At 34.8% G+C, this 26,457-nt stretch carries 24 protein-coding genes and 1 pseudogene; 14 read left to right on the top strand and 11 right to left on the bottom strand.

The window, feature by feature from the left end; genetic code table 11:
• Nucleotide 1: 1 nt before the first annotated feature.
• A complete protein-coding gene (locus tag U5A88_RS14405; protein WP_354207585.1) occupies nucleotides 2-1,075 on the top strand; it encodes a hemolysin family protein in 1,074 nt (357 codons plus the stop codon).
• On the opposite strand, the gene hflX is transcribed toward U5A88_RS14405, so the two are convergent.
• Nucleotides 1,072-2,283, bottom strand: coding sequence for a GTPase HflX (hflX, locus tag U5A88_RS14400; RefSeq protein WP_354207583.1), 1,212 nt, complete (start codon nucleotides 2,281-2,283; stop codon nucleotides 1,072-1,074). The two genes, U5A88_RS14405 and hflX, sit on opposite strands and share 4 nt — an antisense overlap.
• A 72-nt stretch (nucleotides 2,284-2,355) precedes the next feature.
• Here hflX and U5A88_RS14395 point away from each other — a divergent pair, with 72 nt between their 5' ends.
• A complete protein-coding gene (locus U5A88_RS14395) occupies nucleotides 2,356-3,309 on the top strand; it encodes an endonuclease/exonuclease/phosphatase family protein (protein WP_354207581.1) in 954 nt (317 codons plus the stop codon).
• Here U5A88_RS14395 and U5A88_RS14390 read toward each other — a convergent pair.
• The 4 genes from U5A88_RS14390 to U5A88_RS14375 form a co-directional block, all read right to left on the bottom strand.
• A complete protein-coding gene (locus U5A88_RS14390; RefSeq protein WP_354207579.1) occupies nucleotides 3,303-5,468 on the bottom strand; it encodes a sulfatase-like hydrolase/transferase in 2,166 nt (721 codons plus the stop codon). The genes U5A88_RS14395 and U5A88_RS14390 overlap by 7 nt on opposite strands.
• Nucleotides 5,468-5,953 carry a GyrI-like domain-containing protein gene (locus tag U5A88_RS14385; RefSeq protein WP_354207578.1) on the bottom strand — a complete coding sequence of 162 codons (486 nt, stop codon included), beginning with the start codon at nucleotides 5,951-5,953 and terminating at the stop codon, nucleotides 5,468-5,470. The genes U5A88_RS14390 and U5A88_RS14385 overlap by 1 nt, the downstream gene beginning before the upstream one ends.
• 115 nt (nucleotides 5,954-6,068) lie before the next feature.
• Nucleotides 6,069-8,075, bottom strand: coding sequence for a DUF5689 domain-containing protein (locus U5A88_RS14380; RefSeq protein WP_354207576.1), 2,007 nt, complete (start codon nucleotides 8,073-8,075; stop codon nucleotides 6,069-6,071).
• Nucleotides 8,062-10,794 carry a TonB-dependent receptor gene (locus U5A88_RS14375; protein WP_354207574.1) on the bottom strand — a complete coding sequence of 911 codons (2,733 nt, stop codon included), beginning with the start codon at nucleotides 10,792-10,794 and terminating at the stop codon, nucleotides 8,062-8,064. Before U5A88_RS14375 ends, U5A88_RS14380 begins: the two co-directional genes overlap by 14 nt.
• 131 nt (nucleotides 10,795-10,925) lie before the next feature.
• Here U5A88_RS14375 and U5A88_RS14370 point away from each other — a divergent pair, with 131 nt between their 5' ends.
• Nucleotides 10,926-11,843 (top strand): DUF6845 domain-containing protein, encoded by a 918-nt coding sequence (locus tag U5A88_RS14370; RefSeq protein WP_354207572.1) that lies wholly within the window; start codon nucleotides 10,926-10,928, stop codon nucleotides 11,841-11,843.
• Nucleotides 11,844-11,955: 112 nt separating this feature from the next.
• Entirely contained in the window at nucleotides 11,956-12,765 is an 810-nt protein-coding gene (locus tag U5A88_RS14365) for a DUF695 domain-containing protein (protein WP_354207570.1), read from the top strand.
• A gap of 134 nt (nucleotides 12,766-12,899) precedes the next feature.
• On the opposite strand, the gene radA is transcribed toward U5A88_RS14365, so the two are convergent.
• From radA to kbl, 4 genes are read right to left on the bottom strand one after another with little or no spacing between them, the layout of a single operon-like run.
• A complete protein-coding gene (radA, locus tag U5A88_RS14360) occupies nucleotides 12,900-14,255 on the bottom strand; it encodes a DNA repair protein RadA (protein ID WP_354207568.1) in 1,356 nt (451 codons plus the stop codon).
• Nucleotides 14,255-15,019: a UDP-2,3-diacylglucosamine diphosphatase gene (locus U5A88_RS14355; protein ID WP_354207566.1), complete on the bottom strand. Its 765-nt coding sequence runs from the start codon at nucleotides 15,017-15,019 to the stop codon at nucleotides 14,255-14,257. The genes radA and U5A88_RS14355 overlap by 1 nt, the downstream gene beginning before the upstream one ends.
• 60 nt (nucleotides 15,020-15,079) lie before the next feature.
• Nucleotides 15,080-15,532, bottom strand: coding sequence for a 6-pyruvoyl trahydropterin synthase family protein (locus U5A88_RS14350; RefSeq protein ID WP_354207564.1), 453 nt, complete (start codon nucleotides 15,530-15,532; stop codon nucleotides 15,080-15,082).
• A gap of 17 nt (nucleotides 15,533-15,549) precedes the next feature.
• The gene (gene kbl / locus U5A88_RS14345) at nucleotides 15,550-16,743 is read right to left on the bottom strand and encodes a glycine C-acetyltransferase (protein ID WP_354207562.1); all 1,194 of its coding nucleotides are present in this window, start codon (nucleotides 16,741-16,743) and stop codon (nucleotides 15,550-15,552) included.
• Between the two features lie 128 nt (nucleotides 16,744-16,871).
• Between kbl and U5A88_RS14340 the strand changes: the two genes are divergently transcribed.
• The 7 genes from U5A88_RS14340 (at nucleotide 16,872) to U5A88_RS14310 (ending at nucleotide 22,394) form a co-directional block, all read left to right on the top strand.
• Nucleotides 16,872-17,168, top strand: a complete 297-nt coding sequence (locus U5A88_RS14340; protein WP_354207560.1) for a hypothetical protein — start codon at nucleotides 16,872-16,874, stop codon at nucleotides 17,166-17,168.
• 187 nt (nucleotides 17,169-17,355) lie between these two features.
• Nucleotides 17,356-18,012 (top strand): DUF2490 domain-containing protein, encoded by a 657-nt coding sequence (locus U5A88_RS14335; protein WP_354207558.1) that lies wholly within the window; start codon nucleotides 17,356-17,358, stop codon nucleotides 18,010-18,012.
• Between the two features lie 11 nt (nucleotides 18,013-18,023).
• Nucleotides 18,024-18,770 (top strand): carbonic anhydrase family protein, encoded by a 747-nt coding sequence (locus U5A88_RS14330; RefSeq protein ID WP_354207557.1) that lies wholly within the window; start codon nucleotides 18,024-18,026, stop codon nucleotides 18,768-18,770.
• A 178-nt stretch (nucleotides 18,771-18,948) separates the two neighbouring features.
• Nucleotides 18,949-19,242 carry a hypothetical protein gene (locus U5A88_RS14325; RefSeq protein WP_354207555.1) on the top strand — a complete coding sequence of 98 codons (294 nt, stop codon included), beginning with the start codon at nucleotides 18,949-18,951 and terminating at the stop codon, nucleotides 19,240-19,242.
• A gap of 134 nt (nucleotides 19,243-19,376) precedes the next feature.
• A complete protein-coding gene (locus tag U5A88_RS14320) occupies nucleotides 19,377-20,006 on the top strand; it encodes a carbonic anhydrase family protein (protein WP_354207553.1) in 630 nt (209 codons plus the stop codon).
• An 86-nt stretch (nucleotides 20,007-20,092) separates the two neighbouring features.
• Nucleotides 20,093-21,967: a SulP family inorganic anion transporter gene (locus U5A88_RS14315; RefSeq protein WP_354207551.1), complete on the top strand. Its 1,875-nt coding sequence runs from the start codon at nucleotides 20,093-20,095 to the stop codon at nucleotides 21,965-21,967.
• Between the two features lie 73 nt (nucleotides 21,968-22,040).
• Complete coding sequence (locus tag U5A88_RS14310; RefSeq protein WP_354207549.1) at nucleotides 22,041-22,394, top strand: hypothetical protein; 354 nt, start codon at nucleotides 22,041-22,043, stop codon at nucleotides 22,392-22,394.
• An 11-nt stretch (nucleotides 22,395-22,405) separates the two neighbouring features.
• On the opposite strand, the gene dprA is transcribed toward U5A88_RS14310, so the two are convergent.
• On the bottom strand, nucleotides 22,406-23,509 hold the full coding sequence (gene dprA, locus U5A88_RS14305) for a DNA-processing protein DprA (protein ID WP_354207547.1): 1,104 nt from the start codon (nucleotides 23,507-23,509) through the stop codon (nucleotides 22,406-22,408).
• Between the two features lie 124 nt (nucleotides 23,510-23,633).
• Here dprA and U5A88_RS14300 point away from each other — a divergent pair.
• From U5A88_RS14300 to U5A88_RS14290, 3 genes and pseudogenes are all read left to right on the top strand, one after another.
• Nucleotides 23,634-23,795 (top strand): annotated as a pseudogene (locus U5A88_RS14300) (HU domain-containing protein); the annotation flags it as partial.
• An 18-nt stretch (nucleotides 23,796-23,813) separates the two neighbouring features.
• Nucleotides 23,814-24,569: an SPOR domain-containing protein gene (locus U5A88_RS14295; protein ID WP_354207545.1), complete on the top strand. Its 756-nt coding sequence runs from the start codon at nucleotides 23,814-23,816 to the stop codon at nucleotides 24,567-24,569.
• Between the two features lie 111 nt (nucleotides 24,570-24,680).
• Nucleotides 24,681-25,193 carry an acyl-CoA thioesterase gene (locus U5A88_RS14290; RefSeq protein WP_354207543.1) on the top strand — a complete coding sequence of 171 codons (513 nt, stop codon included), beginning with the start codon at nucleotides 24,681-24,683 and terminating at the stop codon, nucleotides 25,191-25,193.
• Between the two features lie 3 nt (nucleotides 25,194-25,196).
• Here the strand turns inward: U5A88_RS14290 and U5A88_RS14285 are convergent, their stop codons facing one another.
• The gene (locus U5A88_RS14285) at nucleotides 25,197-26,408 is read right to left on the bottom strand and encodes a murein hydrolase activator EnvC family protein (protein ID WP_354207542.1); all 1,212 of its coding nucleotides are present in this window, start codon (nucleotides 26,406-26,408) and stop codon (nucleotides 25,197-25,199) included.
• Nucleotides 26,409-26,457 lie beyond the last annotated feature (49 nt).

Here is a 26,457-nt window from a genome sequence, read left to right as displayed (position 1 = left end):
AATGACCTTACTAATACTTTATGCTGTAGTTTCTATCTTTTTTTCATTTTTATGTTCTATTTTAGAGGCGGTGTTGTTGAGTGTTACCCGTACGTTTATTAATGTAAAACTGAAAGAGGGCAAAGCTTACGCTACTACATTGGAAACGCTAAAAAAAGATGTTGACAAGCCCCTAATTGCTATACTTACTTTGAATACCATTGCCCATACGGTTGGTGCAATATTAGTGGGTGTACAGGCAGAAAAAGCATTTGGATCGGGTAATAATATGGTGGGAATCGTATCTGCCGTAATGACGTTTTTAATTTTAGTGCTTTCTGAAATTATACCCAAAACCATTGGAGCCACTTATTGGAAACAATTGGCCAATTTTACAGCCAAGACCTTAAAAATTATGGTGGTTTTGTTGAAATATACCGGAATTTTATGGATACTTCAGTTATTTACAAGAATGGTAGGCGGTAAAGGACATCATGGAAGTATATTGAGTCGCGAGGATTTTCACGCCATGGCGGATATTGCCGAAGAGGAAGGTGTATTTGAGGCATCGGAAAGCACTGTAATCAAAAACCTGATAACGTTCAACGAGGTGGTGGCAAAAAACATTATGACCCCGAGAACGGTTATGATTACCTATGATGAAGAGAAAACCGTTGAAGAATTTTTTACGGAACACCCTAACTTACGTTTCTCCAGAATACCTGTTTATACCGGGAAATCTGATAATATTACAGGGTTGGTATTAAAGGATGAGGTTTTTCGTGAAATGGCATTGGAGAACGGCAGTAAAAAACTATCCGATATCAAAAGGGATATTATTGTTGTGGAACGGAATATGCCCATTCCGCAATTGTTCGAACAATTGGTCGAAAACAGAAACCACATGGCCTTGGTAATTGACGAATATGGCTCCGTTAGCGGGTTGGTAACAATGGAAGACGTTATAGAAACGCTATTGGGTCTTGAAATTATGGACGAAAGCGATACAGATTCTGATATGCAACAACTAGCTCGAAAAAACTGGAAAAAACGTGCTAAACGCTTGGGAATTATTGAAGAGGACAGTGAAATTTAATTGCCCTCTGTATATTCCTGATACAAAAAATCATTATACGGAAAACGGGCAATATGTATTTTCTTTACGGCCTCGAACACTTTGTCCTTAAAGTCATCAATATTTTCTTTGTTAAGGGCTGAAATAAAGATACAGTTCTCGTCCAATTTGGACATCCAGGTTTTTTTCCAATCGTCTAAAGTGTAGTGATCTTTGGTTTTCTCGGTAACCAAATCGTCATCATCAATGGTATTATAAGTATAATTATCAATTTTGTTAAAAACCATTAATGTAGGTTTGTCTGCACTTTCTATTTCGTCTAATATTTTATTTACAGAATCAATATGCTCTTCAAAATTAGGGTGAGAAATATCTACAACATGTAATAGTAAATCAGCCTCACGGACTTCATCTAAAGTCGATTTAAATGATTCTACCAATTGCGTAGGTAGTTTTCTGATAAACCCAACCGTATCGGTCATTAAAAAAGGAATATTTTTAATAACCACTTTTCTAACTGTGGTATCCAAGGTGGCAAACAGTTTGTTTTCGGCAAAAACTTTGCTTTTGCTTATTAAATTCATCAAGGTCGATTTTCCTACGTTGGTATAACCCACCAAAGCCACACGCACCAATTTGCCACGATTGCCACGTTGTACGGCCATTTGTTTGTCAATAGTGACCAATTTTTTCTTCAACAAAGAAATCCTGTCACGCACAATACGTCTATCCGTCTCAATTTCGGTTTCACCAGGACCACGCATACCAATACCTCCACGCTGTCGTTCAAGGTGCGTCCATAAGCCTGTTAAACGCGGTAATAAATACTCATATTGAGCCAGCTCCACTTGGGTCCGTGCATAACTGGTCTTAGCCCGCTGTGCAAAAATATCGAGTATTAATCCTGTTCTATCTAAAATTTTGCACTTCAATATTTTTTCAATGTTGCGTTGCTGTGCGGCCGAAAGCTCATCGTCAAAAATTACCGAACCAATATCGTTGGCAACTACATAGTCTTTAACCTCTTCCATTTTACCAGATCCAATAAAGGTCTTTGGGTTTGGCATATCCACTTTTTGAGTAAAGCGTTTTACGGCTTCACCACCGGCCGTATAGGTCAAAAACTCAAGTTCGTCCAAATATTCTTCTGACTTTTCAACATTTTGTTCCTGATTTATGATACCTATAAGTACCGCCCTTTCAAGCTCTAAACTCTTTTCTTCGATCATAACACAAAGGTAAGAAGAATATTCAGCCTAAAAATTTTATTTTGTACTTTCGAATAATTCTAATTTTATACTTTGACAGAGGCAACTGAAAATCACAATTTATATACCATCGCGTTTTACAATTTGGAAAATTTATTTGACATCTCTGATACAGACGACGTTTTAGATAGTCATTTTACGCCCACAGGTAAAAACAAATGGAATAAAAAAAGATACTTTAGAAAATTAAAACAGTTAAGCAGGGCCATTGCCCAAATTGGTGAAAAAGAAACAGGGTTTTCACCAGCAATTATTGGTATTGCTGAGGTTGAAAATAGACAAGTAATTAATGATTTGTTGAGCAAAGACGAATTAAAGGGCAAAGGATATGAAATTGTTCATTTTGATTCTCCCGATGAACGTGGCGTAGATGTAGCATTTTTATACAGAAAAAGTGTTTTTGAGCTGATAAATGCTGAACCTATTACGCTTTTTATAGATAATTTTGAAGGTGTTAGAGATCAAACACGTGATATTTTATTGATTAAAGGAAAGTTGAAAGGTAAACTGATTTATTTTTTTGTAAACCATTGGCCTTCGAGAAGAGAGGATGGAGATACCGAATACAAAAGAGTAATAGCAGCACAGTTGGTACATCAAACTATTGAGAAAATTAAGGCGGAAACCCCTGACCCGAATATGATAATTATGGGCGATTTTAATGATGACCCCACCAACACAAGTATAAAACAGCATTTGGTTACTAAAGATTTTTACAACCCTTACGAATCTATTTACGACAAAGGGTTTGGAACCTTAACATACAGAAGGCAATGGCACCTTTTTGATCAAATAATATTGAGTAAAAATCTTATAAATGCAACGGACTTCACCTTTAAAGATGCCTATATTTTTAATCCCGAATTTTTAAAAGAATGGAAAGGTAAGCACAAAGGCAGGCCTTTTAGAACCTATATAGGCCCTTGGTTTCAAGGAGGTTATAGTGATCATTTTCCGGTGTATGTTACAGTTAATTTGACCTACTGATATACCTTAACCCAATCTACAATCATATTTACGGGCAAATCATCTGGATTTACTTTGCCTACCCAAGACCCACCTAATTGTTGGTCAATTAATAGATAAAACGGCTGGTCAAAAGGCCATTGACTTTTATCCACACTATCTAATTTAGGGTAAGTTATTGTAGGTTTTCCATTGAGTGTATAGACTAGTTTATCAGGATACCATTCCATACCATAAGTGTTGAATTTTGACACATCTACTTTAGTGGTGGTGTAATATGGCGGATTGTCTTTTTGCTTTAACTCTAAGGTATAATAAGAATGAGTGGTTTGATAGATTTGATCTTCAAAATTGAGGTGTTCCATGATATCAATTTCCCCATTTCTGGGATATTTACCATTCTTGTTGGTTTCAGATAACATCCACATGGCGGGCCAAGCTCCTTGAGCTGACTCTAATTTGGCGTGGATTTCTATTTTTCCGTACTGATAGGCAAACTTCCCTTTGGTATAAATACCGCCCGTCAAATAAGGTCTGGGGTCTTTTATGGTATCTGTGTTTTTAATGCCTTTTAAATACAATTTTCCATCTTTAAAATCATAACACCTCGGGTCATCGGTCATATAATTGCCCCAATCGGCATTGTTTGGTGGAATTTTGCTCCATTTTGTAGTGTCCAATTTTTTATCGGTAAAATTATCTTGCCAAATTACTTTCCAATCCTTTTTGGGCTTGTTTTCTTTTTGGATGTGGATATAATCACGTTTATAATCTGCTCCATTTTTACTGTTTTTTACTGAAACTAACCATTGCTCTAACTCTTTTTTTAACTGACTGAACGTATCCGAATCCTTGGCTGCTATATTTTTGGTCTCACTTTTGTCAACCAACAAATCATACATTTCAAAGTTTTTACCGTTATCATTGCTTATAATTTTATATTGGTTAGTAACCCACGATACTTTTTCATTATTCCTATAAATAAAACCAATAGGATTCTTTCTTTCTGACTTTCTATTTTTCAGTAAAGGCAATATACTTTCACCGTCTATGGGTCGATTATAGGGGTAGTTGATATTCAATACATCTAAAACCGTAGGTAATATATCGCTGGTTACAGATGGAAAATGGAGTCTTTTGCCTTTTTCCAATTTGTTTTTGTACATGATAAATGCCGGAACCCTTAACCCACCTTCGTACAGATCGCGTTTTTTGCCCCTAAATTTGAACGCACTTCCCGGTGTTTTTACTTCTGGGCCGTTATCGCTACAAAACCAGATCAATGTATTTTCGTCGAGTTTCATTGCTTTTAACTGTGACCATAACCGACCTATTTGCTCGTCCATTGCAGAAATTGATCCGTAATACAATTGTTCTTGTAGACTTAGCTTGTTATATTGAGAACGGTGGACACTATCAGCCACCACAGGTAAATGCGGTGTATGCAACCAAATAGTAGTAAAGAAAGGTTCGTTTTTTTCTTTAGACTTTTCTATAAATGGCAACACTCTGTCTATAATAATTTTTGAATTGCTGCCTTCTAAATTTTTAGTTTCTTTTTCTCCATTTGTCTTCCAATATGCCGTTCCATAAGGTATTTTCTTGTTTTTTTTGATTGCTTTCCATCCAAAACGCTTGCTTTCTTCTTTGGCAAATGAGTCAGGAAAAAACATAGGATCAAAAGTTGGAACTTTTGATTCTGTAGCAAAAAATTCGTCATGGCCATGCATTGTAGGAATACTGTAATGTTCTGCGAACTCGGGTTTTCCACCTCTATTGGCATCTAGCTCTGTTTGGGTAAAAGTGCCTAGGTGCCATTTACCAAAATGTGCTGTTGCATAACCATACTCCTTTAGAATTTCCGGCAAGGTAATTTCCTCTGTTAGCAGATGACCGGTATTAGCATCGGAAATTCCCATCCTTACGGGATTTCTACCTGTCAACAAACTAGCTCTGGTAGGTGAACATACCGGGCCACCAGAATAAAACCGGTCTAAAATGATTCCTTCGGAAGCCAATAAATCAAGATTTGGTGTTTTTACTATGGTATTGCCGTTAAACCCGACATCATACCAACCTTGGTCGTCAGTCATTATGATGATTATATTTGGTTTTTGTGCGAACAGCTTCGTCGTAAAAACCAATGCAAATCCTAAAATGAACAACTTTTTAAAATCCATTATTTTAATTTTATGGGTATCCAAACTTCTTCTTCTGCACTTGGATCATCAAGTTTATTATTTTCTGGTATAATTTCAAAATGTGGTCGGTTATCTAATTGATAGTTGGATTTTGGCAACCATTCTCCGTATATATACGAAGCTGTTTTGTGAAACTGTTGAGGTGTGCCTTTATGAATAAAAACAGCATAATCTCCACCGGCAAGTATAAATGATTTTAAATTTTTGGGAATATTATCAAAATTTGAAACTTCAACCGCCGCCCATTTTTCAAATTCGGTTTGAGGTGTAAATGGTTTTATACCAAAATCATTATCATAAACTTGTAAGGAGTAAAAATCTGTATTTACCGTGTTTGATACTTCTTTTACTAAAGGTCTAAACGTTTGCCACAACTCACGGGTTTTGTTTTCAGCTAAACAAGTTTGTATAGATAAACCAACAAGTTTTCTGTCTTCTATGTTTATAATTTTTGATTGTTGCATTATTTATAATAATAGAAATTTAGAGTAAAAATAAGGTTATTTTGTAACAGAATGTGGTTAACATTTATAAAATGTAATAGACCTCACAAGTTTTCAAAACCTGTGAGGTCTTACATTACCTAATGCCAGGCGTAAAATCATCTGGTGCATTTTGAGGTAATTTTGTTGTACCTCCATTACCAGTATCATTCCAAATTTGCCATTCACTAAAGGTATAAACAGGATTTCCTTGCATAACGGAAGCATTACGTAATGCTCTACCGTCTTCAAATTCATGATTGGTACCCGAACCATCTTCGCCAATAACGCCAAAGATGTCTATAAGTGTTCCGTTCGGATCGACCAACGTGATATTATCATCACCATTGGAACCTGCTGGGCCTGTACTTGTACCATCCATATCAGGTGCAAAGCCATAAACCGCTTCAAACTCTGTGGCATCAACAGCTATGACAAATACTTGTCCAACCTCTAATGTAATTCCCGTAAGATCAATAGAAGACGAGACCGTTGTATTAGCATTGGTATATCTATTCAATGTCCATGCGGTAAGATCGATTGGTTTGGTATCGGCATTATAAAGTTCTATAAAACGAGCCTTGGTATTATTATCAGGGTCTGCTATTTCGGAAATGAACACTTTATTAGTAATATCGCCAGTAGGTACACACCTAGTTCCGGTCATATTCATAGTATCGTCTAAATCGCGTATTAATAATACTGAATTTGTGTAGGTAGAGGCAATTCCAATTATTTTACCATTGCCATTAGGATAATTTTCCTCGGCAAAAGAAGCTTTGGTAATGGTTAGTACATCAATTAAATCTTTACAATCTGTTATGGGCTGATTGCCCTTGTAAGTACCATCTTCGGTTTCAAACTGCACATCATCAATACTGACCAGTTGAGCCTCATAATCTCCGGTATTGATTTCTGCTATGGATAGTGGTTTTGGTTCGGGCAAGGCCACATTATCTGCTACAAAAAGCACCTGTTTATACTGGGTAATATTGGCCTGCAACAATCCGCGTAAACTGCCCAGTACCACATCTTTTAGGTTGATTTTTACCTGATAACCTCTACGTAACGATGTTGCCGAAGACATCCGCAAGGCAATAGCACCGGATTCATCTTGAATAAAGGCATTACGGTCGCTCATATTGTTTTCATCGATACCGGACATGGTAATGACGCCCTCGATGTAAACATCATCGGTAATTTTGGTATCCCTTCCCGAAAATAAGGCCCTGATATCGGCAATATTTACCTTTGTTCCGCTGATATTTTCCGCAAAACCGATTCGTTTTCTTTCGTTGTTCAATTGAACATCTTCAATACTTCTGATCAAAATTTGATAGGTATTGCTGAATTTTGTCAATACGCCTCTGATGGTACCGTTACCGTTTGGGACTTCCGTAGTTCCAAAGTCTGCAAAAGCACTTGTCCGAAAGGCAATGGACGATTCTGAAATATCTTCTATCAGATAATTGGTACCTCCGCCGCTGTCGGTATTGGTATCGTACAGGGTTTTGCCCAATGCTGCATCTTCAAATTGTACGTCCTTTAGCTCAATTAACGTATTGAGATGGGCATCGGTAATTTCGTTCAATGTAATTTTTTGTACCAGTTCTTCCTCATCAACCGCATCGCAGGTTTTTACCAAAATATTTTTAAAATTGGTAGCGGTTATTTTACCGATAAATTCTTCTTTGGTACGCTCATCGACCATTAAATTGCCGATTTCCAAACCTTCAAAATGCAATTGCGTATAGGTGTTTTGAAGGTTGATAGAAACTTTCCTTCCGGGATTGAAAATCGTATATAAATCAGCTACATCAACAGGAATGCTAAATCCGCGACTTCCGTCCAAGGTCTGTAAATGTAATATTTTAAAGAAATTCCCCGATTGATCGTTTGAAGTTACGTAGGCTTCAATAACATCGGGTTCTGTATATTTTGTGACGATGCTGGTTGTGGAATTGTAAATATCTTTAACGGTTTTTGTAGGCGGTAAAACTGTTTCGTTGCACTCACTAATTTTCGGAATGCTGTACTCATCATCTTGTACACAAGAAATTATGGCAAGAAAGATGAAAAATAAAAATGTTTTAATTGTCTTCATAACGTTTGTATTTTTTGAAGCTTAATGCCAGATTTATAAAATAAGTCCGCCCGAAACCGTACCAATATTTTGGACCAAAATTACGTTGGTCTGCACCGTTTTCGGTATCGGCAACCAAAGCACCATAATTTGCGGTGCGTGATTGTTCATATCCACCAGATTTATAATTAACATCAAATAGATTGTGAATACTGCCGACTAGTTTTAGATTTATGGTTTTGAATTTCCAAGATTTACCGGCAGAAAGATTGATAATGCTGTAATTATCAAATTTTTCTTGCCGCAATAACTTTCTTGCCAAATCAAAGTCAATATTGTTAAAAGGCTGTCCATAATCGTTGGGATTATTAAAAAAACTTTCAGTTCGGGTAATTGCCGAAATATCCAAATAGCCGTTTGAAAAATAATTACATGATGCGTTGATCCACCAATCTTTGGGGTTTTTATAAAACAACCCAATAGAATAGGCTTGTTGTGGGCCATTGGCAACTTTATAATTTTTTAGGTACGTTTCGCCAAGGTCTATAAAACCTGTATTATTGATTAGGTCTTCACTAAATCCAGCGGTGTCAAAGTTGACCCCAACATTGGCATTTTTGGTATAGGTATGTTGTCCAAAAGCCACAACGGCGGAACCAGTTAGGTTTGGGATGATTTCATATTCTAGCCCAAACTCTAAACCAATATGCCTTTTATCGATATTGGTGATAACCTCCTGAAAAAAATCGGCACCCGAGCCTATTTCCGCAAAAAAGGAATTAACCTTAGTGCCATCTCTAAAATCGGTAAAATATCCTGTTAAACGCGATTGTAGTTTTGGGGTATTGATAAGGTAGGAAGCATCCGCAGAAATAATTTTTTCGGAAACCAGATTCGGAACAATTGCATTGTTTTCTCGAATGTTTACAAATGAATTTTGTATCATAGGGGCTTTTGTAATGTAAGCCGTATTCAATTGAAAGCTATGATTTGGTAACAATTGATAATTCATTCCTGCTTTTATAGCAAAATCATTAAAAGCTAATTTCTCACTTTTACCCAGCGAATTATTTTCATAAGATTGGGTTAGAAATTTACCATTGCGTTGAAATGCAGTGTTTGTATAATTTACCGAGATAAATGCATTGGTTTTATCATACTGAAATTGCATTTGGGCAAAACTTGAAAGTTGGCGAGCGTTCAAATCAAAATTATACTTGATTTTATCACCCAACCCTTTATTTTCTTTACCCAACATATCATTTTTTGATGGTTTTCCATCAATGAGCGTAAACGGGTTTACATCAATGAAAAAAACTGCTCCCAACAGGTCTTTTGGTGTAGCAAAATTTTCTGATTTACTATTTTTAAAGCTAATACCAAAATCAAAGTTTTGATTCTCATTTATAATTTGATTTAATACAGAATTAACTGTAAAAATATTATCGTTTTTAACGAGATTATACAATAAATATCGGGCAGAACCGCCGTCTGGAATATTGGTAGCATTTAAGTTGGTTTCGTAAATATTAAGCCAACTAATTTGTGGGTTCTCGGCAATATCGGGCAGGTATTTCCAATAATTAGGATAGGGATTTGGAGCATCGGTATAGTCCAATCGGCTGTTTTTTTGATTTACCGATTGGTAAGAAATATTGGTCGAGATAGTCGATTTTTTAGTTGTAAAACGATGTCCGAGCATAAAGATCGGTGCTTTGAACTCTGAAATACTTGAATTCCGTTTTTCGTCTTCTTGCCATCCCCAATATGGATTGTAGCTACTTCCAAATTCGTTAAAAACACGTTCGGTAATGGCAGTGGTTTGCCCTTTTCGACTTGGTGCATAAATGGCGGTAGCATTAATGTTATTTTTATCGTTAATTTTATAAGAAATTGCCCCAAAAAGACTGAAAGCATCATACAAGGTGGCATCCACAAAACCTTCGTTTCCCCAACGTCTTGATGCAGAAATACTGTATGCCAATCCGTTTTCTTGCAAACCTGAATTGTAGGTAGCCATGGTACTGCCCACATAATTTTTATTAGAAAATGAACTGGAAATCCGTAATCCTGGACGCATTTCTGAGGCAATAGCCTTTATAAATGTTGTCCCAGAAAGTCCGCCAAAATTTTGCTTTGAATACGAAAGTCCGATGGTAGATTGACGGTTACGGGCAATATCATTTAAGCCGCTAAACGTATTCCATAAAGGTCTGTTGTTGTATTGGTTGGTAATGTCAATACTATTTAACAGTATTTTTGATTGACTGGCATCATATCCGCGAAAGCTGAAAAAAGTAGGACTAAAGTCAAAACCAACCCTCTTTAAAAACACATCTTTTGAGTTGGAATATTGAGATTGGTTGTTTTCGTAAGGGTTATCATCGTTCCAAACCAATTGGTCAGAATCATCAAAAGTGGCATCTTCGGTATAAAGATAAATAATACCTAAATCAAGGGTTTGATTTTCCGAAACGTAAATAGGATATCGCTGTGTTTCATATCCTTTGAGACTAATTTCAACGATGTTATCCCCAAGAGGAATATTTAATATTAAAAACTTTCCTTCGGTATTAGTAAGTTCAGAAATATGGGTGTCAATAATTTTAACGATAACGTTCTCAAGCGGTTTTTGAGTATTGTAATCTAATAAAGCACCCTTTAACGCTCCTGTACTTTGAGCGTAATTAAATAGCGTAAATAATAAGAATAGATTAAGTGCTAGCGTGATTTTACTCATTTTCTTCCCCCTAAAGATTCCCTAATTTACAACTTTTTTAACACTATGTTAAAAAGTGAGCAATTATTAGGTAGTAAAGACGTTATTTTTATATAATTTTACTCTAAACTACTAAACCAAAAAAGAGAATTATGAAATTTAAAATTTTGTTTATAGCTGTAGCTTTGATTGTTAGCTGTGGGAAATTAGGCGATAAAGCCAGTAGTGCATTAGAAGCAGTAAGTGATCTAGACTCTGATGGTGCAAATAACATTATTGCTTATAATAATGCTATGGTTAATTATATGAACGATGCTACTGGTAAAATTAATAAAGCCAGTGAAGATTATGAAAAGATGAGTACAATGGTGGCAAAAAAACAGAAACCAAGAATGTTTATGGGTATGGCTTTTATAGGTTCAATCCCAGATGCTAATAGAAAAATTGATGGCGTTTCTTTATTGAAAGGGGATAATTTACCTTCAGAAGTTAAAGAAGAATTGACCAAAAGCGTTAAAGCAACATCAGAAGCGTTTGAAAACACGCATGATGCTTATAAGAAATTTAAAGACTACCTTAATAATGAAGATTATAAAGACGATGATTGGGCAAAGGGGAAAGAATATGTAGATATTGTTGAAAAAAACATAACGGCTTTTTATGAAGGTCAATCAAATTCTTACAAGATTTTAAAACCGATAGCTGATGCTGCAGAAATAGAACTATTAAAAGACCACCCTTTAAAGGAAAGTATAATCGCATCAAAAACAGATTTAGGCTTGGCTGCAGAAATTAGAGATATTGTTTATGCTGAACAAATTGATATGACTGTTTTAGCTGCGAAATATGATGAATTAGAAGCGAATTATGCAAAGCATAAAGACTTAACAGCAGATTTGTTAAAAGAGCAAAGAAAAGACTCATATTACAATAGTTTTTATGAAGAAATTGAAGAATTTTTAGGCGAAGTAAGAAAATGTAAGAGAGATGGTAAAATAACTGACCGTGAGGCTGAAGGTATTGCTAGAGATTATAAGAACCTTGTAGGGTATTATAATAGGTTCGTATAAACTGAAAACTATATTACTACTGAAAATCCTGCAAAGTTTTAAACTTTGCAGGATTTTCAGTTAAAAAAGGCATCATTTTTGATAATTGAATTGTTTTACAGACCTTTACTCTATGAATAAGACAATTACTCTGCATATTTTATTTTTACTGTGTTTTACCCTTTCTAATGCTCAAGATGATTGGGGCAATTATGTAATTGAAAAAGAAAAAGGCATTATGGCTGTTACGGTCAATTACAAGTATATGTTGGGTAAACCCAACTATAAAAATTTGGTGCTTGTAGGTAAAAGAACGAGTAAATGCTTTAAAAACGGGGTACCCAATACCGATGGACTTGAAGAAATTTATGATTTTTCTGATGCAGTTGCTGAGGTTATCATCAAATCAACTAAAAAGAATAGGTTAGTAGGTATACTTACCTATCAATGCACAGGTTTTGACGTTTATTATACTAAAGACACCATAAACCTAAGAAATAAAATAGATTCGCTTTACCAAAAGGATTTTCCCAATTCAAAGAAATACCTAGTTATTAAAAGGGATAAAAAATGGGGATATTATAAAGATGTTTTATATCCTAAAGATGTTTCAGAAGATTTTTTTATGAGTCAAGACTTGTTAAATCAATTGTTTTTTGAAGGCGTAGATCTTACTCAAAAAAGGAAGGTAAATCATTATTTGTATTTTAAAAAAGAGAAGAACAGAGAGAAATTTTTAGAGAATATTAAATCTGTTAAATTTAAAGTGGACTCTCTCAATATTAAAAAGGACAAAGATTACCCTTACGAATTACAAATGAGTCGTGAAGATAAATTATATCCCACTTTTATGGCTGAATTAACTAAAGTATTGAAGGTGTATGCTTTATCTAATAAAGGGTATTACGATGGTTGGGGTATTGAACCAGAAAATACTAACTAGTTTGTTTTTTGGCATTCTTAATTTTTTTAATTAACGTTGATAATCAATACGTTAGGGAGTTATAAATTCATAAAAAATACTACCAAGTATATTTATTTAGCAGAATTTCCCTTAAAAATTAGTGTAATTTGTGTCTAAAACAACTGCTGATAGACATCCTCAATCTTAGAAACCAGCACAACTTGTATGTTATATTTTTTTTGAGGAATTTTATTGAATTTTGAGACCATTATTTTTTGAAAACCGAGCTTTTCAGCTTCTAAAATACGTTGGTCAATTCTATTTACAGGTCTAATTTCACCTGCCAATCCAACTTCGGCGGCAAAACAGTAATCCTGTGGAATGGCGTCGTCTTCATTTGAAGATAAAATAGAAGCCACAACAGCCAAATCAATTGCAGGATCGTCAACAGAAATACCGCCGGCAATATTTAAAAATACATCTTTGGCACCAAGACGGAATCCTGCTCTTTTTTCCAGTACGGCCAGAATCATATTCAGTCTTTTGGTATTATAACCCGTGGTGGAACGCTGAGGAGTTCCGTAAACTGCTGTACTAACTAGGGCTTGTACTTCAATCATTAAAGGCCGCATACCTTCTAACGTAGCCCCAATAGCTGTTCCGCTTAAACTATCATCCTTTTCTGAAATTAATATTTCGGAAGGGTTTTCTACTTCTCGCAATCCTGAGCCCTGCATTTCGTAAATACCAAGTTCGGCGGTAGAACCAAAACGGTTTTTTTGAGCTCTTAAAATTCGATAGGTATGGTTTCTGTCACCTTCAAACTGTAAGACTACATCTACCATATGCTCTAATATTTTTGGGCCGGCAATAGTGCCCTCTTTGGTAATATGACCGATTAAAAGAACGGGCGTTGCCGTTTCTTTGGCAAATTTTATAAGTTCTGCGGTGGTTTCGCGTATTTGCGAAATACTCCCCGGCGAGGCTTCTATAGAATCGGTGTGCAACGTTTGTATAGAATCTATAACTACTATGTCTGGTTGGGTTTCTTCTATACTTTTAAAGATGTTTTGGGTTTTGGTCTCGGTTAATATTAAACAATCGGTATTGGTGCTTTTTAACCGTTCGGCACGCATTTTAATTTGCGATTGACTCTCTTCACCAGAAACATACAGTACTTTTTTGTCAATTGTTAATGCCACTTGTAAAATCAAGGTCGATTTACCGATACCGGGTTCACCGCCCAATAATGTCATTGAACCTTTTACCAGTCCACCACCTAAGACTCTGTTGAGCTCATTGTTTTGAGTATCAATTCTGTCTTCTTCATTAATGGCAATTTCGTTGATTTTTAAGGGTTTTGCCATTTTCTTTGTAGGCGAAGATTGTTTCCACTCCCTTTTTTCTTCTTTTTGAATTACTTCTTCAACAATGGTATTCCATTCGTTACAAGCATTGCATTTGCCCACCCATTTGGCGTGTTGCGTACCGCAATTTTGACAGAAAAATGTTGTTTTGGTTTTAGCCATTACGGTTCTAAATAATTTAAAGTCATCACCTCCCCATCAAAAACTCCATAAGTAAAATGGTTAATCCAGTCGCCTAAATTGATGTATTTGCTATTTTCACCTACCTCAATTTCCATAGGCAAGTGGCGGTGGCCAAAAAGGAAATAATCGTAATGTTTGGTTTCCAGTTTACGTTTGCAATATTGTGCCAGCCATTCGTTTTCTTCTCCTAAAAACTTGGCATCTTCATCACCAGAAATCATTTTATTTTTAGTAGAAAGATACACGCCCAAACGCATACCAATATCAGGGTGCAGCCAACGGTACAACCATTTAGAAACGGGATTGGTAAACACTTTTTTCATACGTTTATAGCCTTTGTCTCCAGGGCCCAATCCGTCACCATGACCAATTAAAAAGGTTTTGTTATTTATGATATATTCTTTAGGGTTGTGATACACGGGAATATTCAATTCTTTTTCGAAATAACCGTCCATCCATAAATCATGATTGCCAACAAAGAAGTAAATAGAAATTCCACTATCTCTAATTTCGGCTAATTTGCCCAATACACGCACAAATCCTTTGGGAACCACTTTTCTGTATTCAAACCAAAAATCGAATAAATCACCCAATAAAAAAATTGCTTCGGCGTCTTGTTTAACCTTGTCTAACCATTTTATAAAAATCTTTTCACGTTCTAGACTTTCTTTGTGATTGGGTAATCCCAAATGCTGGTCAGAGGCAAAGTAAATTTTTTTGTTTTTTGGGATGGTGATGTTCATCAAGACTATTTGAATTCAAAAATAAGGAAATTTTTTACCAAGTGGTTTTATAAAGTTTCTTTAAGATTGGTCAGTCGCAAACCACTCCGCATAAGAATTGTTGGTTTCGTAAAGTTTTAAGGAATGTAATTGAACCGATTTGGGTAATTTTTTACTGATTTTATCTGCAAAATCAATAACCATATTTTCACTTGTGGGTTGATAATCCACTAAAATTACTCTTGATGAATGACTTTCGATTTTATCTGCTAATTCTTTATGAGGCGAATTGGCGTTTAATACCGTGGCATGGTCAAAAACATCAACAATTTCGGATTTTACAATTTTTTTAAGATCCCCAAAATCAATCACCATTCCGTTTTTTACATGGTTTGCATCGTTAATTGGTGTGCCGATAACCGTAACAAATAATTGATAGCTGTGCCCGTGAATGTTTTTGCACTTACCATCGTAACCGTAGAGGGCATGTGCGGTTTCAAAATCGAAATGTTTGGTAATTCTAATAATGCTCATGAGGCAAAGTTATTGAATTAAATTACATTTAGTTGTTTACCAACCTTGGTAAAGGCTGCAATGGCTTTATCTAAATGTTCTTGTTTATGTGCCGCAGAGAGTTGTACTCTTATCCTTGCTTTTTCTTTGGGCACTACTGGGAAAAAGAACCCGATGACGTAAATACCTTCTTCCAATAAAGCATTTGCCATATCTTGCGATAATTTTGCATCGTATAACATTACTGGAACAATTGCGGCATCTGCACCTACGAGGTCAAAACCTGCAGCTTCCATCCCTTTACGGAAATAATTGGTGTTCCATTCCAATTTATCTCGTAAAGAAGTATCGTTTTCTAATAAATCAAATACTTTTAACGAAGCACCGACAATGGCAGGAGCTAAAGAATTTGAGAATAAATACGGTCTAGAGCGTTGTCTTAATATTTCAATGATTTCTTTTTTGGCAGTTGTGTATCCACCCATTGCTCCACCCATTGCTTTTCCTAGTGTTCCTGTAACAATATCTACGCGGTCAAGTACATTTTTAAGCTCCAACGTACCTTTTCCGGTTTTCCCGATGAATCCTGTAGCATGGCATTCGTCTACCATTACCATAGCATCATATTTATCTGCCAAATCGCATATTTTATCTAGACTTGCAACAATACCATCCATTGAAAAAACGCCATCCGTTACAATAATTTTAAATCGTGCCCCCGCTTCATTGGCTTCTTTTAATCGAGTTTCCAACTCTTCCATGTTGTTATTTTCATAACGATAACGAGCTGCTTTACACAAACGGACACCATCAATAATGGAGGCATGATTCAAAGAATCGGAAATTATAGCATCTTCTTTAGTTAATAGTGGTTCAAAAACACCACCGTTGGCATCAAAAGCTGCAGCATATAAAATAGTATCTTCAAAACCATAAAAATTGGCAATACGTTGTTCAAGTTCTTTATGAATATCTTGAGTACCGCAAATAAAACGTACCGAAGACATTCCATAGCCGTGTGTATCCATGGTATCTTTAGCCGCTTGGATAACCTCAGGATGGTTAGATAACCCTAAATAGTTATTGGCACAGAAGTTAATAACCTCTTCTCCCGTAGAAATTTTAATTACTGCATCTTGTGCTGAGGTAATAATCCGTTCGCTTTTATATAGCCCAGCATCTTTTATTTGCTGCAATTCTTTTTGTAAATGTTGTTTGATAGTTCCGTACATAAGTTGTTTTAATTTGTTGCACAAAAATAGTTGAATTCTAAGTATTCTTTTAAAAAATGTGCTAAAAAACACGTATAGAAATTAATTAAAAAATTATTATATTTGCCTTCCTAAAATTTTGGACGTTTATGCTAAAGAATATTCTTTCAATTATTTTATTAGTAGTTTTTACTAATTTTATAGTGGTACCAACCGCTATTTCTTTAGTGGAAAACACTGTTAATATTTCTCAAGTTTTTGACTTGGGTGAAGAAGAAAAGAAAGAGTCTTTAGAAGTTCAAGAAATAGAAATTACCAACGATACTGACAAAGAAATCATTAATTGTGATATGGGAAAGGAAAGTATTTCTGAATATTTTTTAAAAAATTACGATTCCCTTAGTATCCAATTACCATTACCACCTCCTGAACACCTAACAGTTTAGTTAAAGCCTAAAATACGTTTCACAAGCTATTTTTTATAAGCAACACCTTTTTGGTAATGTTTTTACAGTATTATCTAATGTATTCTACTAGGCTTATTTATTCTTTCAGCTAAAGAAAGAAAATCAAAACAAATATTTTATTGCCATAGTTGGTAATTTATTTATCACAATTTAAAATCATTTAATAATGAAAAATGCTATATGTACACTGCTGATTTTAATTCCAACCTTATCCTTTTCGCAAAGCAGCGATCTTGGAAATTGGTGGCTTTATTTCGGGAATAAGAAAATAGATAAAAATTGGAATTGGCACCACGAAGTGCAATACCGTAATTATAATGCCATTGGAGATTTAGAACAATTACTGTTACGAACGGGAATTGGCTATAACCTAACTGAGAATAATAATAACCTTTTATTAGGTTACGGATTTATTCATAGTCAGAATTATATTAATGATACTGATGAAAAGGCAAAAGTTGATGAGCACCGAATTTACCAGCAATTCATTACCCGTCAAAGTTTAGGATTGGTCAACCTTCAGCATCGTTATCGTTTTGAACAAAGGTGGGCAGGAGATGATTTTAAAATGAGGTTCAGGTATTTTTTGGCATTAAGTATTCCGTTAAACAATAAAGAAATGGTAAATAAAACTGCTTATTTGTCAGCTTATAACGAAATTTTCTTGAATACAAAAAACAATGTATTTGACAGAAATAGACTTTATGGCGGAGTAGGTTATAAACTAAACCAAAATGTCCGATTTGAGTTAGGCTATATGAATCAGTTTTTTAATAACGGAAGTAGAGATCAGTTAAACGTAATAACATTTATAAACTTTTAAAAATAATTATCATGAAAAATATAATTAAAATATCATTAGTTCTTTTTGTATCAATACTATTAATTTCCTGTAAGGAAGCAGAAAAAAAAGTAGAAATCGAACCTAAGGAAAAAGAAAAAGAGATTGTCGGAGTAGTGGAAGAGGTTCTTACTAAAGAACAACAAGACGCTTTAACTCCAGACATGGTAATACAATCTTTTAAGGAAGGCAATGAGCGTTTTATGAGAAATGACCTTACAGCAAGGAATCACTCTGAACAAATTAGAAAAAGCACTTCTGCACAATATCCAAAAGCAATTGTCCTTTCTTGTGTAGATAGTAGGGTGCCTGTAGAAGATGTTTTTGATAGGGGTATTGGAGATGTTTTTGTTGCACGTGTTGCAGGAAACTTTGTTAACGAAGATATTTTAGGTAGTATGGAGTTCGCATGCAAGGTTTCTGGTTCAAAACTTGTTTTGGTAATGGGGCATGAGCATTGTGGAGCTGTAAAAGCAGCAGTTGATGATGTTAAATTAGGAAATATTACGCCGATGTTATCTAAAATAAGACCCGCTGTAGAATCTGTTGTTTATGATGGACAAAGAGATTCGAAAAACGAAGAGTTTGTGCATATGGCGTGTGAAAGTAATATTAAGAATACCATTAATAATATTCGCTCAAACAGCCCTATTTTAAAAGAAATGGAAGATAATGGAGAAATCAAAATAGTTGGTGCAGTATATGATATGGACAATGGTAAAGTGACATTTATGGATTAATTCTATATATCTTTAAATAGTATATGCGTAATGTATGGTTTTAATGCATTACGCATTTTTATTCTCCAGATTCATATATATATTTCAATTTTCAGTAGTAAAAAAGATGAGCTAAAACACATATTTAGATGTTAATTTAAAAAATATTATATTTGCGTTCCTTAAATTTAAGATGTTAATGCTAAAGAATATACTTTCAATTATATTATTATTAGTATTTGCTAATTTTATAGTGGCACCTAGTATTATTTCTATGACGGATAATGATATTGATGTTTCTATGGTATTTAGCCTAAACGAAGAGGAAAAGAAAGAAAAGGAATCTGAAAAAGATACAGAAATAAAATTACTTCACATTGAAAATCCATTCAGTTCATTTATGGAAGTTTCAGTTAAAATAATTAAGCTTTGTAATGAAAATTATTCCAAGCATTATTTAAAGTTGCATTTACCACCTCCAGAGTTTTCTTAAAATTTTACTTTTTTAGGCTGACAGAGTTTTGTTGGCAACACAGGTATTTACTATAATAATTATCAAATTTTGAAGAATTTGAAGCGATATGATTTAGATTCTTAAAATAATCAACACTATTAAAACATAAAAAAATGAAAGCACATACAAAAGAAACACAAGCAACAATGACTCCTGAAAGATCTTTACAAGCTTTGAAAGATGGCAATTCAAGGTTTCTAAATAATTCGGAAGTAACAAGAAACTTATTAGAACAGGTTAATGATACTGGCAGTGGACAATTTCCGTTTGCGACTATTTTGAGTTGTATAGACTCAAGAGTTTCAGCTGAACTTATTTTTGACCAAGGAGTTGGAGATATTTTTAGTGCTCGTGTCGCAGGAAATTTTGTAAACGAAGACATTTTGGGAAGCATGGAGTTTGCCTGTAAATTGGCAGGAACAAGACTTATCGTGGTCTTAGGCCATACAAGTTGTGGAGCTGTAAAAGGAGCATGCGATGATGCAAAAATGGGCAATTTAACTGCATTATTATCTAAAATAAAACCAGCAGTAGATGCTGTAACAGAACCTAAAGATCCGTCACAACGAAATTCGAGCAACATTGAATTTGTAAACAATGTGGCCGAGAAAAATGTAAACTTAACTATGGATAATATCAGAAAAGATAGCCCAGTGCTTGCCGAGATGGAAAAAAATGGCGAAATAAAAATAATAGGGGCGATGTATGATGTTAATTCTGGGGCAGTTGCATTTTATGAATAGTCTCTGAATTCAATCAAGTTTAATCAAACTTTTGATATGCCCCATTTTGGGGTATATCAATTAACTAAATCAATAAAATATTACAAATGAAAAAATTATTTTCAAATTTTAGAGGAGACATGTTTGGTGGTATAACTGCCGGAATTGTGGCTCTACCTTTAGCTTTAGCATTTGGTGTATCTTCAGGGTTAGGCCCAACTGCGGGTTTATACGGGGCTATCTTTATCAGTTTTTTTGCTGCACTTTTCGGTGGTACCAATACGCAAATATCTGGTCCTACAGCACCAATGACCGCAGTAAGTATGGTAATAATTGCAGGATTAGTTGCTGCTTATGATGGAGATGTAAATAAAGCACTACCAATAATTTTAGCAGTTTTTTTATTGGCGGGACTAATGCAAATAGGGCTTGGTATTCTAGGGCTTGGTAAGTATATAAAATATATACCATACCCGGTGGTTTCAGGCTTTATGACGGCTATTGGGGTAATTATTTTAGTAACCCAAATTTTACCCGCAGTAGGTTATTACCCAAAAGAAGACGCCACTTATGTGGAACAATTTAAACCACAAGCCGAGGAAATTATATTAGATAATATTCTAAAAGAGGAAGCGGGTGAAGGTATTTTGGTTTTAGAAGATTTTGAAGAAACTATCAAGAGAGCCAAATTAATTACACAAGAGGATATTCTTAAAGAGTCACAAACATTAGCTGGTAAAGAAGCTTCGGGCGTATTGGGTACTTTCAAAGTAATAGGTAGAGCGTTGTCAAATATAAACTGGTTAGAATTAATTTTGGCATTGGCAACGATAGTAATTATTTATGGTTTTAAACGAATTACAACTACTATTCCAAGTGCATTAGTGGCATTGCTTGTGGTATCAGGAGTTGCAGTTGGCTTTGGTTTGGATTATAGGCCAATTGAGCAAATTCCAAGTGGATTGCCGATACCTAAGTGGGAAATTTTTACTGAATTTAGTTTAAGTACGCTCACACCGTATTTCTTTACCGCACTAACTTTGGCTTTATTAGGAGCGATTGACTCATTGTTAACGAGTGTTGTTGCCGATAATATGACAAAAACCAAGCATAAGCCCAATAAGGAACTTATAGGTCAGGGAATTGGTAATAGCATTGGATCAATTTTTGGAGGTATTCCTGGGGCGGGAGCCACTATTAGAACCGTTGTAAACATTAATTCAGGAGGTAAGACAAGACTCTCAGGTATGATAGCAGGAGTATTGCTATTTATCATCTTATTGGCTCTAGGCCCAGTAGCTTCTAAAATTCCAGCTGCTGTATTAGCAGGAATTTTAATAACCGTAGGCATTGGAGTAATGGATTATAAAGGATTAAGAGCAATTCCAAACCTTCCGAAAGATGTAAAAATTGGACCTTTAAAGTTTAGTATGGAGGTATTGATTATGTTGGTTGTATTATTCCTTTCAACTTTTTGGAATTTAGTTTACGCCGTAGGTATTGGTTTGGTAATTGCCTCATTGATGTTTATGAAAAAAATTGGTGATTTATCGGCAAAACGATCAGATGTAAAATCATTGGCTGAGGAAAAATATTGGGATGATGAAATGGAAATGCCAGAACGACTAAGACAAGAAGTTTTTATCAAACATATAAAAGGACCATTGTTTTTCGGTACGACAAGTGAATTTCAGGATCTGGCAAAGCAGATACCTGATACTGCGACAGCGGTAGTTATGCGTATGGACAGGATGCAATATTTAGATCAATCAGGATTGTATGCCTTAGAAGATGTTTTTATCGATTTAAAACAACAAGGCAAAGATGTTTTACTAGTAGATGTTTTAGAACAACCTTATTACTTAATGGAGCGGATTGATATTATTCCGGATTTAATACCAAAGGAAAATATTTTTCCTACTTTTAAAGAATGTTTGGTTTGGATAAAGGCGAACGTTAAAGACACTTCAGCTTTAGAATAACTGAAAAATTTATCAATTTTTAAAGACCTACAAAGTTTCCATAACTTGGTAGGTCTTTAATTATAAAAATATAATGTCAAGAGATTTAGAATTAAAAGAAAAATGGGAAGTTTTAAAGACTAGAATTGCAGCACAATTTGCGGATGGCGAAGCGGTAGATTTAGATGCCATTATTTATTTAATCGGTGTTCAGGAACTGGGACAAGGTTATAGAAAGTTTAAAAAAGACGAAAAAGTCAATTTGATGCACATTGCCATTTGCAGATTATTAGAACCTTTAGGCTATTATGAATTTGACTTTTTTGATGATGATGGTTGGCCACATTATAGAGTTAAAGAAGAGCTGCCCTTTTTAAAAGCTGGTGAACAATCCGTTTTAATGAAAGAAGCTGTTGTGCAATATTTTATTGAAAAAGGAGTAATTTAATTTTTGGGCTACTATATTGCTTCAAAAATTTTTCCTGGTAAAGGCTTTATCACCCCTTTTAATTCCAGGTTTAGTAATAAGGTAGCAATCTTGAAAATAGGTAAATTGCAATGCAAGGCAATCACATCTAACTGTTGTTTCCCTTCTTTTAGCAGATAGCTGTAAACTTGTTTTTCCGTATCGTTAAGTTCAACGAATAATTGTTTCTGAACGGTTTTCTTTTTTTCGTCATCTTTTTCCCAACCTAAAATATAGGCAATATCATTAGCAGAAGTTAGTGCCGCTGCTTTATTAGTTTTAATCAATTGATTGCAACCTCTGCTGTAAGCATCTGTAATTCTTCCAGGTATGGCAAAGACATCTCTATTGTAAGAATTAGCAATATCGGCTGTGATTAACGAGCCACCTTTTTCAGCAGATTCAATAACAATAGTGGCTTGTGAAAGCCCTGCCACAATTCTGTTACGTTTTACAAAGTTTTCTTTATCAGGTCTCGACCCTGACCAAAAATCAGTAATCAAACCTCCGTTTTTAAGCATTTCATCGGCATATTTTTTATGCACTGCGGGGTATATTCTATCCAAACCATGAGCCAATACAGCAACAGTTTGTAATTTGTGATCTAAAGCCAGTTTATGTGCATGAACATCTACACCATAGGCCAAACCACTTATAATAACAGGATTGTATTCTTTTAGCTTTAGAATTAAGTCTTCTAAAACAGACTTTCCATAACTGGTCATTTGTCTAGTGCCAACAATACTGATGGTTTTAAAATTATTGACATCAATAGTTCCTTTTTTAAAAAAGAGCACGGGTGAATCAAAACAATGTTTTAGAAAATTTGGATAATCATCATCCTGAAAGTAAGAATACTCAATATTGTTTTTAGTTATAAACTCAATCTCCTTAGCTGCCCTTTCAAAAGTAGTTTTATCTTTTAAAGCATAGGTAATGGAAGTGCCTATTCCTTGTATTTTTTCTAAACTTTGCTTTTTTTCTTTAAAAATCGCAATAGCACTACCACAATGCGATATTAGTTTTTTTGCCACTACATCGCCTATACCATCTGCGTTTATTAAAGCCAATAAATGGAGTAATTCTTCTTGTTTCAAACTTTGATTTTAAAAAATTTGAAGATACAAACTTTGTTAATAAAAAAGCGAACTAACGCTCAATTAAACTAAAGTTTTTTTTACTTTTGTTGGACTAGACTTATAACCCCTAAATTTTACGCAACTGAGACTTTGCAATTACATAAGTGATTTATTATATCGTTACGAATGTGTAATTGTTCCTGGGTTTGGAGGGTTTGTAACCAATACAAAATCTGCAATTATCAGTCCGTATTCTAAGACTTTTTATCCACCACATAAGCTTATCACATTTAATAGTCATTTAAAAAATAATGATGGTTTATTGGCTAATTATATTGCAGCATTAGACCAAGTGCCTTATGAGCATGCGTTGAATTTTATAAAATTTGAAGTGGGGCAGTGGTATGATATTATCAAGCAAACAGATTTGACCTTAGAATCTATCGGTAAATTTTCTTTAGATACGAATGACACTATACTTTTTGAACCACAAACTGAAATTAATTATTTAACAGAAGCTTTTGGTTTATCATCCTTTGTATTACCAGAGGTGGAAAGAGAAACGCTATTAAAAGAAACGCCTGCAATTGTAGAAAGACCAGTTCAATTAGATACTAAAAGAAAAAAAGAATCTAATGCTTTCTTAAAATATGCTGCTATTTTTGTGATAGGGCTTTCTTTGTTGGGAGTTGCTGCCAATTCCATTTATCAGAAATATAATGCAGAGCAGCAAATTATTGCAACTCAACAACAGCAACAAGAAGTTCAAACCAAAATTGAAAAAGCTACTTTTATCGTTTCCGAAGCGTTACCTAAACTTAGTGTAGAAGTTACATTAGATAAAAAACCTTATCACGTTATAGCAGGAGCATTTCGCTACCCTGAAAACGCCCAACGTCTGGTCAATAAATTAACTGCCAACGGATATAAGGCCAGAATTTTAGGGGTAAACAAATGGGGATTGACTCAAGTTTCTTACGAAAGCTATTCCGAAAAAAATGATGCTATTAACAATTTATACCGTATTAGGGAAACAGAATCTGATGACGAAGCTTGGTTATTAATTCAGGACTTGTAATAAGTTTATTCTAACCTCTTACCTCAAAAACAATAATAATTTTCCATTATACTTTTTATTTAGAGTTACCGTTTTATCTTTGCCCACCAAATAACAATTAACTTTTTTACAATGAAAGCTAAAACTCCAAAGGAATCGTTAACCATTTTAACAGATATGGTATTACCTGGTGAATCTAATTCCCTTAACAACCTTTTTGGCGGCGAACTATTGGCAAGGATGGACAGGGCCTGTAGTATTGCGGCCCAACGCCATTCAAAGCGAATTGTAGTTACGGCTTCCGTAAACCACGTTGCATTTAATAAAGCAGTACCAGTAGGTAGTGTGGTTATTGTTGAAGCCAAGGTTTCTAGGGCATTTAATTCTTCAATGGAAGTATATGCTGATGTTTGGACTGAAGATCGTGAAAGCGGACAAAAAACAAAGGTAAACGAGGGTATTTATACTTTTGTGGCGGTTGATGTTACGGGTTCTCCTGTAAAAGTACCGGCCATTGAACCTGAAACCGTATTGGAAAAAGAACGTTTTGATGGAGCACTACGTAGAAAGCAATTAAGCCTAGTCTTGTCGGGAAAAATGAAACCTAAAGAGGCCAAAGAATTACAGGCTCTTTTTAAATCATAGTAGTTAGGTTATTTTACCAATCCAAGGTTGAGGGTTTAGCTTTTTAGTCTCTTTAAACAAACTAAATATTAGTACTGTTTTGCCGTTAACTGCATCGGTATGAATGGTTCCTATTTCATCACCCGTGCTTACGGTATCGCCCAATTTAACCATAACATCATCTAAGTTTTTATAGGCAGTGATGTAATTTCCATGTTGAATCAATACGAGCTTTTTTCTACCTGCCTGCAATTGAATAGACATCACTTTTCCTTTAAAAATAGCTCTAGCCTTAGCTCCTTTTTCAGTAGCAATATGAATACCGCTACTTTGCATTGTTATTCCTGCTAATGTTGGGTGGGGCTGTGTTCCAAATTTCCGTACTACTAGTCCTTTTTTAACAGGCCAGTATAACTTACCTTTATTGGCCGCAAAATTACCTGCTAGGTTTTTCTCTTCAGGTGTTAAGTGAAAAACAGATGAAGCCTTTTTGCCAGTTCCTTTTTTAGATTTTGCAATAGCAGCAGCAATAAGCTTGTCTATTTGTCGGTCTATTTTACGTTCTTCGGCCTGTTTCTTTTTTATTTGTGATATATACTTTCTTTCTTTAGCCTTTACTTTGCCCACAAGTTTTACCTGTGAGTTCTTTTCGCGGTCAATACTGTCTTTTTGTTTGGTATGTAACGCAATAAGCAATCTTTTTTCATCTTCTCTATCTCGTAAGGAATCTGTTAAAACACTGAGTTCATTGGCTGAAACCTGAATTTGTTCTCCTTGCTCTTTTCTGTAATTGGCATATTGTTTTATGTACTGCAAACGCTTGTAGGCCTGTGCAAAACTTTCTGAAGACAATAAAAATAGTAATCTGCTTTGCTTGTTTCTACTTTTGTAAGAGCTTACCACCATATTTGCGTACTCTTTTTTTAAAGCGTTCAGATTTTTCTCTAATGCGTTAATCTCTTTTTCGTTTTTTGCAATAGCTTCAGAAAGCACTTCAGCCTCTTCGTCAATGGTTCTGATTAAGCGAGAGCGGATGCTGATTATTTTATTCAAATCGTCGAGTTCAGAAAGCAAGGTTTCCGCTTCTTTTTTAGATTTAATCAACAAGTTTTGGGCTTCTCTTATTTCTTTTTGAATCTGTTTTCTCTTTTTTTCTAATTGCGATTTAGATTGCCCTAAACAAGACAAAGAAAAGAATAAGGAGATAGTAATAAAAAAGACAACTCTTGAGTTCATGGTACAAAACTATCCTTTTTTAGGGAAACAACATTTTAGAATGTAAAAA

Origin of the sequence: Aureibaculum sp. 2308TA14-22, assembly GCF_040538665.1 — a bacterium.
Taxonomy (GTDB): domain Bacteria; phylum Bacteroidota; class Bacteroidia; order Flavobacteriales; family Flavobacteriaceae; genus Aureibaculum.
The sequence above is the reverse complement of the archived record's forward strand: the minus strand, read 5'-3'. Positions and strand labels throughout refer to the sequence as shown.